The 7,017-nt window shown below is 61.8% G+C and carries 10 protein-coding genes and 1 pseudogene; 1 reads left to right on the forward strand and 10 read right to left on the reverse strand.

Features of this window, described 5'->3' with window-relative positions; all coding sequences use genetic code 11:
• The 3 genes from EN964_RS19200 to EN964_RS19210 form a co-directional block, all read right to left on the reverse strand.
• Window positions 1-213: four helix bundle protein (locus EN964_RS19200; RefSeq protein WP_164775879.1), on the reverse strand; the 213-nt coding region annotated here is incomplete at its 3' end.
• Between the two features lie 54 nt (window positions 214-267).
• Window positions 268-1,680, reverse strand: a complete 1,413-nt coding sequence (locus EN964_RS19205; protein ID WP_164749460.1) for a circularly permuted type 2 ATP-grasp protein — start codon at window positions 1,678-1,680, stop codon at window positions 268-270.
• A gap of 171 nt (window positions 1,681-1,851) precedes the next feature.
• Window positions 1,852-2,088, reverse strand: coding sequence for an Lrp/AsnC family transcriptional regulator (locus tag EN964_RS19210; protein WP_010909609.1), 237 nt, complete (start codon window positions 2,086-2,088; stop codon window positions 1,852-1,854).
• 265 nt (window positions 2,089-2,353) lie between these two features.
• Here EN964_RS19210 and EN964_RS19215 point away from each other — a divergent pair, with 265 nt between their 5' ends.
• The gene (locus EN964_RS19215) at window positions 2,354-2,773 is read left to right on the forward strand and encodes a DUF4864 domain-containing protein (protein ID WP_127269463.1); all 420 of its coding nucleotides are present in this window, start codon (window positions 2,354-2,356) and stop codon (window positions 2,771-2,773) included.
• A 4-nt stretch (window positions 2,774-2,777) separates the two neighbouring features.
• Here the strand turns inward: EN964_RS19215 and tgt are convergent, their stop codons facing one another.
• The 7 genes and pseudogenes from tgt to EN964_RS19245 form a co-directional block, all read right to left on the reverse strand.
• Window positions 2,778-3,908, reverse strand: coding sequence for a tRNA guanosine(34) transglycosylase Tgt (gene tgt, locus EN964_RS19220; protein ID WP_127269464.1), 1,131 nt, complete (start codon window positions 3,906-3,908; stop codon window positions 2,778-2,780).
• On the reverse strand, window positions 3,901-4,077 hold the full coding sequence (locus EN964_RS37730; protein ID WP_164749036.1) for a hypothetical protein: 177 nt from the start codon (window positions 4,075-4,077) through the stop codon (window positions 3,901-3,903). The genes tgt and EN964_RS37730 overlap by 8 nt, the downstream gene beginning before the upstream one ends.
• On the reverse strand, window positions 4,067-5,155 hold the full coding sequence (gene queA / locus EN964_RS19225) for a tRNA preQ1(34) S-adenosylmethionine ribosyltransferase-isomerase QueA (RefSeq protein WP_127269465.1): 1,089 nt from the start codon (window positions 5,153-5,155) through the stop codon (window positions 4,067-4,069). The genes EN964_RS37730 and queA overlap by 11 nt, the downstream gene beginning before the upstream one ends.
• A complete protein-coding gene (locus EN964_RS19230) occupies window positions 5,155-5,604 on the reverse strand; it encodes a DMT family transporter (protein WP_127269466.1) in 450 nt (149 codons plus the stop codon). Before EN964_RS19230 ends, queA begins: the two co-directional genes overlap by 1 nt.
• 12 nt (window positions 5,605-5,616) lie before the next feature.
• Entirely contained in the window at window positions 5,617-6,129 is a 513-nt protein-coding gene (locus EN964_RS19235; protein ID WP_127269467.1) for a peptidylprolyl isomerase, read from the reverse strand.
• 38 nt (window positions 6,130-6,167) lie between these two features.
• Entirely contained in the window at window positions 6,168-6,755 is a 588-nt protein-coding gene (locus EN964_RS19240; RefSeq protein ID WP_127269468.1) for a peptidylprolyl isomerase, read from the reverse strand.
• A gap of 16 nt (window positions 6,756-6,771) precedes the next feature.
• Window positions 6,772-7,017, reverse strand: a pseudogene (locus EN964_RS19245) (phosphopantetheine adenylyltransferase); the annotation flags it as partial.

Genomic DNA, 7,017 nt, shown 5'->3' on the forward strand with positions numbered 1-7,017 from the left:
TCCCTGCGCCATGCGCAGAAATTGAATGAATGATCCCGTACTCTCCCGCCCATGCCCTTCGGCGATGTTTGCTGCAATTGATACGGAAGACCGCCGCATCTGAGAGGTCATCCCGTAGATTTCGCTGCTTGGAAAGGCTTTGGTTACCGAATAGCAATCCACCGCCAACTCGACGGCCGCTTTCCAAACAATTAGGTCCCTGTAAGAATTGATCGCCGTCTTGCTGCCCTCCTTCCCCTATTCGCTACTCACTATTCGCTATTCGCTTTAATCATCCAGCACCCAAGTATCTTTCGTCCCGCCGCCTTGCGAGGAATTCACGACCAGCGAGCCTTCCTTCAGCGCGACACGCGTGAGGCCGCCGGGCACGATCTGGATGCGATCGGAGACCAGCACATAAGGCCTGAGATCGACATGGCGCGGCGCCAGCCCCTTTTCCGTCAGGATCGGGCATGTCGACAGCGCCAGCGTCGGCTGGGCGATGTAATTCGAAGGTTTTGCCTGGAGTTTCTTGGCAAAGGTCTCGCATTCCTTCTTGGTCGCAGCCGGCCCGACCAGCATGCCGTAGCCGCCGGAACCATGGACTTCCTTGATCACCAGCTCGTCGATGTGCTCGAGCACGTATTTCAGGCTGTCGGGCTCCGAGCAGCGCCAGGTTGGGATGTTGCCCAGGATCGCCTTGCGGCCGGTGTAGAATTCGATGATCTCGGGCATGTAGGAATAGATCGCCTTGTCGTCGGCGATGCCGGTGCCCGGCGCATTGGCGATGGTGATGTTGCCGGCCCGATAGACATCCATGATGCCGGGTATGCCGAGTGCCGAATCCGGTCGGAAGGTCAGCGGATCGAGGAAGGAATCGTCCACGCGTCGGTAGAGCACATCGATCTGCTTGTAGCCTTCGGTCGTGCGCATCGCGACATGGCCGTCGACGACGCGCAGATCCTGGCCTTCGACCAGCTGCACGCCCATCTGGTCGGCGAGGAAGGCGTGTTCGAAATAGGCGGAGTTGAAGCTGCCGGGCGTCAGCACCGCAATGGTCGGCGCGCCCTTGGTGCTTTGCGGCCGCACCGCCGCCAGCGACTGGCGCAGAAGCTGCGGGTAGTTTTCCACCGGCCGTACCTTGATCTTCTGGAACAGCTCGGGGAACAGCTGCATCATCGTCTCGCGGTTCTCCAGCATGTAGGAGACGCCCGACGGTGTGCGCGCATTATCCTCCAGCACGTAGAATTCGTCCTCCGAGATGCGGACGATGTCGACGCCGATGATGTGGGTGTAGACGCCGGCCGGCGGCCTGACCCCGATCATCTCCGGCAGGAAGGCCTCGTTCCTGGCGATCAATTCCCTGGGGACGCGCCCTGCGCGCAGGATTTCCTGGCGGTGGTAGATGTCGTCGAGGAAGGCGTTTAGCGCCTGCACGCGCTGCTCGATGCCCTGCGTGAGGCGCCGCCATTCATTGCCTGAAATGATGCGTGGAACGATATCGAACGGGATCAGCCGCTCGGAAGCTTCCTGCTCGCCATAGACGGCGAAGGTGATGCCGGTCTTGCGGAAGACGCGTTCGGCGTCCTGCATCTTCTCGGTCAGCCTGGCCGGATCCTGCTCCTTCAGCCAGCGATCATAAGCCGAATACGGTCTTCTCAATCCGGAGATTTCCGGAAGCATTTCATCGAACGCTGCCAATCGCATACTCCCCTGTGACGCCATTTCACTGACGTCGCCGGAGAAAATCAAGCGCAATCGGTGATTTGGGAGATACGGGCGATCAGTATGTTGCGCCTGCCTAAAATTGAGGCAGGTGAAATATGACCTTGATCAGCCTTTGCCTCGTGCCCGGGCAAATGCGTTTCCAGGCTAGAAAGCGCGAAACGTGACGACGGTGAACGTGTCCTTGATGCCGGGGAGAATCTGCACCTTCTCATTGACGAAATGGCCGACGTCTTCCTCGTCGTCGACGTAGAATTTGGCGAGCAGATCGTAATTGCCGGCGGTGGAGTAGATTTCCGAGGCGATCTCGGCATCGGCAAGCGCGCTGGCAACCTCATAGGATTTGCCGAGCTCGCATTTGATCTGCACGAAAAACGCCTTCATGGCTTCGTCCCGCTAAACGTCCAAGTCCAGCGGCCCTTCTGGCAGACTGGAGGCGGGCTTTCAAGCGCTGGAATGAATGCTCAGCCGGCTCGGGCCTAGGCTACCGCCTGCTGCAACTCCGCCACTGGCGTGGAACTTGTCACCGATCGCCAGTGAATATTCGCAATCGCTGAAACCGCGATGCGCTGCCAAGCGTATGTTATGATGTGTCTTCGGACAGCAGCATTTCGAGGGAAGATATTTCGCGGGATAACGGAGACAGGCCATGCGCCGCGCCTTTTTCGCAATCGCAGTCGTTCCATTCCTCTTCGCGTCGTCGGTATTGGCCGGCGATGCCGAGATCAAGGCGGGCCAGTCCGTCATCGACAGTCAGCTAAAGGCCCTCATCGCCAATGACGGCGCCACCGCCTACAGCTTCGCCGCCCCGAATGTGAAGCGGATCTTCCCGACCGTCGATGCCTTCATGAACATGGTGACCAACGGCTATCCGCCGGTGCGCAAGCCGCGGACCTATTCCTTCGGCAAGGTCGAGGAGACCGCTCCGGGTTCGATCGTCCAGCAGGTGCTGATCGTCGGCCCCGACGGCAAGGATTACGAGGCGGTCTACACGTTGCAGCAACAGCCCGATGGCACGTTCCAGATCACCGGCTGCAGCCTGCGCGCCTCGAATTCGCTCAGCACTTGAGGCCTCACAGCAACGGGATATCGCCCCTCGCCCAGCCCTCGGTGATTTCCGCGCCGCGCGCCTCGAAGGCGCCGGTCTCGATCGCAGCGCGGATGTCCTGCATCAGCTTTTGATAGTAAGAAAGGTTGTTCCAGGTCAAAAGCATAGCACCGAGCGCTTCTTGCGAGCGCACCAGATGATGCAGATAGGCGCGTGAGTAGTCCCGGGCGGCCGGGCAGTCGCTTTCCTCGTCGAGCGGCCGTGGATCGTCGGCATGGCGGGCGTTGCGCAGATTGACCTTGCCGCGCCTTGTATAGGCAAGGCCGTGGCGGCCGGCCCGTGTCGGCATCACGCAGTCGAACATGTCGATGCCGCGCGCCACCGATTTCAGGATATCGTCGGGCGTGCCGACACCCATCAGATAGCGCGGCTTGTCCGCTGGCAGTTCCGGGCAGGTGATGTCGAGCATCTCGAGCATCACCGCTTGCGGTTCGCCGACGGCCAGGCCGCCGACCGCATAGCCCTTCAGCTCCATCGCGCTCAGCGCCTGCGCCGAGCGCTCCCGCAGCGCCGCGTTGTCGCCGCCTTGCACGATGCCGAACATCGCCTTGCCCGGCTGATCGCCGAACGCCGTCTTGCAGCGCTCGGCCCAACGCAACGACAGCTCCATGGCGCGCTCGATTTCCTTCATCTCGGCCGGCAGCGCCGTGCATTCGTCAAGCTGCATCTGGATATCGGAATCGAGCAATCCCTGGATCTCTATCGAACGCTCCGGCGACATCTCGTAGGCGGCGCCATCGATATGCGAGCGGAAGGTGACGCCCTTTTCGGTCAGCTTTCTCAGCTTCGACAGCGACATCACCTGGAAACCGCCGCTGTCGGTCAGGATAGGATGCGGCCAGCGGGCGAATTCATGCAAACCGCCGAGCCGCGCCACACGCTCGGCGCCGGGCCGCAGCATCAGATGATAGGTGTTGCCCAGGATGATGTCGGCGCCGACACCGCGCACCTGGTCCATATACATGGCCTTGACGGTGCCGCCGGTGCCGACCGGCATGAAGGCCGGCGTGCGGATTTCGCCGCGCGGCATGTCGATCACGCCGCGTCGCGCCTTGCCGTCGGTTGCCAGAACCTTGAAGCTGAACGGCTTAGCCATTGAATTCCTTGTCGTGGATCGGGGCGTCCGGCGCCTGATTGTCGAGCGACTGGCGGTAGTGGATGCAGCCGCGCATGGCGGAATCGAGGTGCTGGCGAATGCCGGCGCGCAGCTTTTTCAATTCCGCATTCAGCGCATAGCGGTCAAAGGCTTGCAGATCATCGTCCATCGCTCGTCTCCGCTCGGAAAAGCAGGCTTGCGTCGCCATAGGAATAGAATCTGTAACGGTTCTCGATCGCATGGGCATAGGCCGCACGCATCGTGTCGAGGCCGCTGAAGGCCGAGACAAGCATGAACAGCGTCGAGCGCGGCAGATGGAAATTGGTCATCAGCACGTCGGCGGTGCGAAAACGGTAGCCGGGCGTGATGAAGATATCGGTCGGACCGGACCACGCAGCCAGAGTACCGTCCTCACGCGCCGCACTCTCCAGCAGTCGCAGCGAGGTCGTGCCGACGGCAACGACGCGCCCGCCTCTTGCTCTTGCAGCATTCAGGGCGTCCGCAGTAGCTTCGCTGACCGAACCGGTCTCGGCATGCATCTTGTGGTCGGCGGTGTCGTCGGCCTTCACCGGCAGGAACGTACCGGCGCCGACATGCAAGGTGACGAAGCGGCGTTCGATGCCCTTGCTGTCAAGCGCTGCAAAAAGCTCCGGCGTGAAATGCAGGCCCGCTGTCGGAGCCGCGACGGCGCCTTCCTCGCTTGCATAGATGGTCTGGTAGTCGGCCCGGTCGCGTTCGTCGTCGTCGCGTTTCGAGGCGATGTAGGGCGGCAGCGGAATGTGGCCGACCGCGTGCAGCGCCTCGTCGAGGAACGGCCCCGACAGATCGAAGCCAAGCAGCGCTTCGCCGCCCTCGCCTTTCTCGATCACCGTGGCGTCGAGCTGACCGAGCAAACAGGAATTGCCGTCATGGCCGAAATGGATGCGGTCGCCGGCGGCAATGCGCTTGCCCGGCCGCATGAAGGCCAGCCAGCGGTCCGGCGCCATGCGCATATGCAGCGTGGCTTCGACCTGCGCTGTCACTTCGCCTCGCCTCCGGATGCCTTTGAGCTGCGCTGGAATGACCTTGGTGTCGTTGAACACCAGCACGTCGCCGGCCCTGAGCAAGGACGGCAGGTCGCCAACCCTGCGGTCGTCGAACCCTTCGCCGGGTTTGACCACCAGCATCTTGGCGCTGTCGCGCGGCTCCGCCGGACGAAGCGCGATGCGCTCCTCCGGCAAGTCGAAGTCAAAGAGATCGACGCGCATCAGTAGAGCCGGACGAGCAGCGCTCCGGCCAGCAGCAGCACCGCGCCGGCAACGCGGCCGAGCGAGATTTCACGCACCGCGACGCCGAGGAAGCCGACGCGATCGATGAGCATGCCGGCCAGCAACTGGCCGGTGACCAGAAACGCCATCAGCGCGGCCGCACCTATGCGTGGCGTGAGAATCGTCGACAGCGTGACATAGAAACCGCCCAGCATGCCGCCGGCCACGAACAGCCAGGGCGCCGGCGCCTTCCAGTCGAGCGAGATGCCTTGCAGCTTCACCACCGTGACGGAGATGATACCGAGCACGATCGCGCCCGACAGGAACGAAAACGCAGCCGCCGCGACCGGGAGGCCCAGGCCGCGCGCCAGCTGCGAATTGATCGGCGCCTGAATGGCAATGAAGGCGCCGGACAGGATGCCGAGAAGCGACCAGACGACGCCCATCATTGTCGTTTGCCCTTACTTGACGTCGGCCGCGACTTTCAGCGACACGATCTTGTCGGGATCCTGCACCGGCTCGCCGCGCTTGATCTTGTCGACATTGTCCATGCCTTCGATGACCTGGCCCCAGACCGTGTACTGGCGGTTGAGGAAGGCGGCATCGTCGAAGCAGATGAAGAACTGCGAATTGGCCGAGTTCGGGTTCTGCGAGCGGGCCATCGAGCAGGTGCCGCGAGCATGGTTGGCGTTGGAGAATTCAGCCTTCAAATCCGGCTTTTCAGAGCCGCCCATGCCCGCGCGGGACGGCGCGAAGGAAGGCTTGCTCGAATTGCCGAACTTGACGTCGCCGGTCTGCGCCATGAAACCCTCGATGACGCGGTGGAAGACCACGCCGTCATAGGCGCCTTCCCTGGCCAGTTCCTTGATGCGGGCGACATGGCCGGGCGCCAGGTCGGGGAAAAGTTCGATGACGACCTTGCCCTTGGTCGTTTCCATGATGAGCGCGTTCTCGCGATCCTTGATTTCGGCCATGTCAGATATCCTTTTGAGAAACAGAGTTATTCGACAATTTACTTGTCGGCGGCGATGCGCACCTTAATCATCCGGTCGGGATCGGTGACCGTGCCGTTGTCCGCCTGGTCGCCCTTCTTGATTTGGTCCACCAGTTCCATGCCGCTGACGACATTGCCGACGATCGTGTACTGGCCATCGAGGGGCGGTGCCGGAGCGAACATGATGAAGAACTGCGAATTGGCCGAATTTGGGTCCTGCGAGCGGGCCATACCGACCACGCCGCGCTTATAATGTTCGGTCTGTGAGAATTCGGCCGGCAGGTCGGGCAGGTCGGAACCGCCGGTGCCGGCGGCCTCGGCGCTGAAACCCTTTTTCATATTGCCGAACTTGACGTCGCCGGTCTGCGCCATGAAGCCGTCGATGACGCGATGGAAGGCGACGTTGTCATAGGCGCCTTGGCGCACCAGCTTCTTGATCTGCTCGACATGCTTTGGCGCAAGATCGGGCCTCAGCGCAATGGTGACGTCGCCGTCCTTCAGCGTGATGATCATTGTGTTTTCCGGGTCGGCGGCGAAAGCCGAGACCGACACAGCCACAAGACCGGCGAGCACGACAAGGAACGAGGCTAGCTTTTTCAGCTGCATGGTTTTCTCCGAAAACTTACTTCTTGAACTTGGCTGTGAGCGCACCGGCAACCGCCGCCGGCACGAAGGGGCGAATGTCGCCGCCCATCGAGGCAATCTGGCGAACAAGTGTGGCGGTAATGGTGCGTACCGAAGGACTGGCGGGCAGAAAAACCGTCTGCAGTTGGGGCGCCATGGTCTCGTTCATGCCGGCCATCTGCATCTCATAGTCGAGGTCGGTGCCGTCGCGCAGGCCGCGGATCATGATCGAGGCGCCCTGCTT

It is taken from the genome of Mesorhizobium sp. M7A.F.Ca.CA.001.10.2.1, assembly GCF_003998575.1.
GTDB lineage: Bacteria > Pseudomonadota > Alphaproteobacteria > Rhizobiales > Rhizobiaceae > Mesorhizobium.

Coding starts and splice junctions, on each gene's coding strand:
- EN964_RS19210 (WP_010909609.1), bottom strand. CDS start 2,088: ATGAAGGCGTTTTTCGTGCAGATCAAATGCGAGCTCGGCAAATCCTAT.
- EN964_RS19215 (WP_127269463.1), top strand. CDS start 2,354: ATGCGCCGCGCCTTTTTCGCAATCGCAGTCGTTCCATTCCTCTTCGCG.
- tgt (WP_127269464.1), bottom strand. CDS start 3,908: ATGGCTAAGCCGTTCAGCTTCAAGGTTCTGGCAACCGACGGCAAGGCG.
- EN964_RS37730 (WP_164749036.1), bottom strand. CDS start 4,077: ATGGACGATGATCTGCAAGCCTTTGACCGCTATGCGCTGAATGCGGAA.
- queA (WP_127269465.1), bottom strand. CDS start 5,155: ATGCGCGTCGATCTCTTTGACTTCGACTTGCCGGAGGAGCGCATCGCG.
- EN964_RS19230 (WP_127269466.1), bottom strand. CDS start 5,604: ATGATGGGCGTCGTCTGGTCGCTTCTCGGCATCCTGTCCGGCGCCTTC.
- EN964_RS19235 (WP_127269467.1), bottom strand. CDS start 6,129: ATGGCCGAAATCAAGGATCGCGAGAACGCGCTCATCATGGAAACGACC.
- EN964_RS19240 (WP_127269468.1), bottom strand. CDS start 6,755: ATGCAGCTGAAAAAGCTAGCCTCGTTCCTTGTCGTGCTCGCCGGTCTT.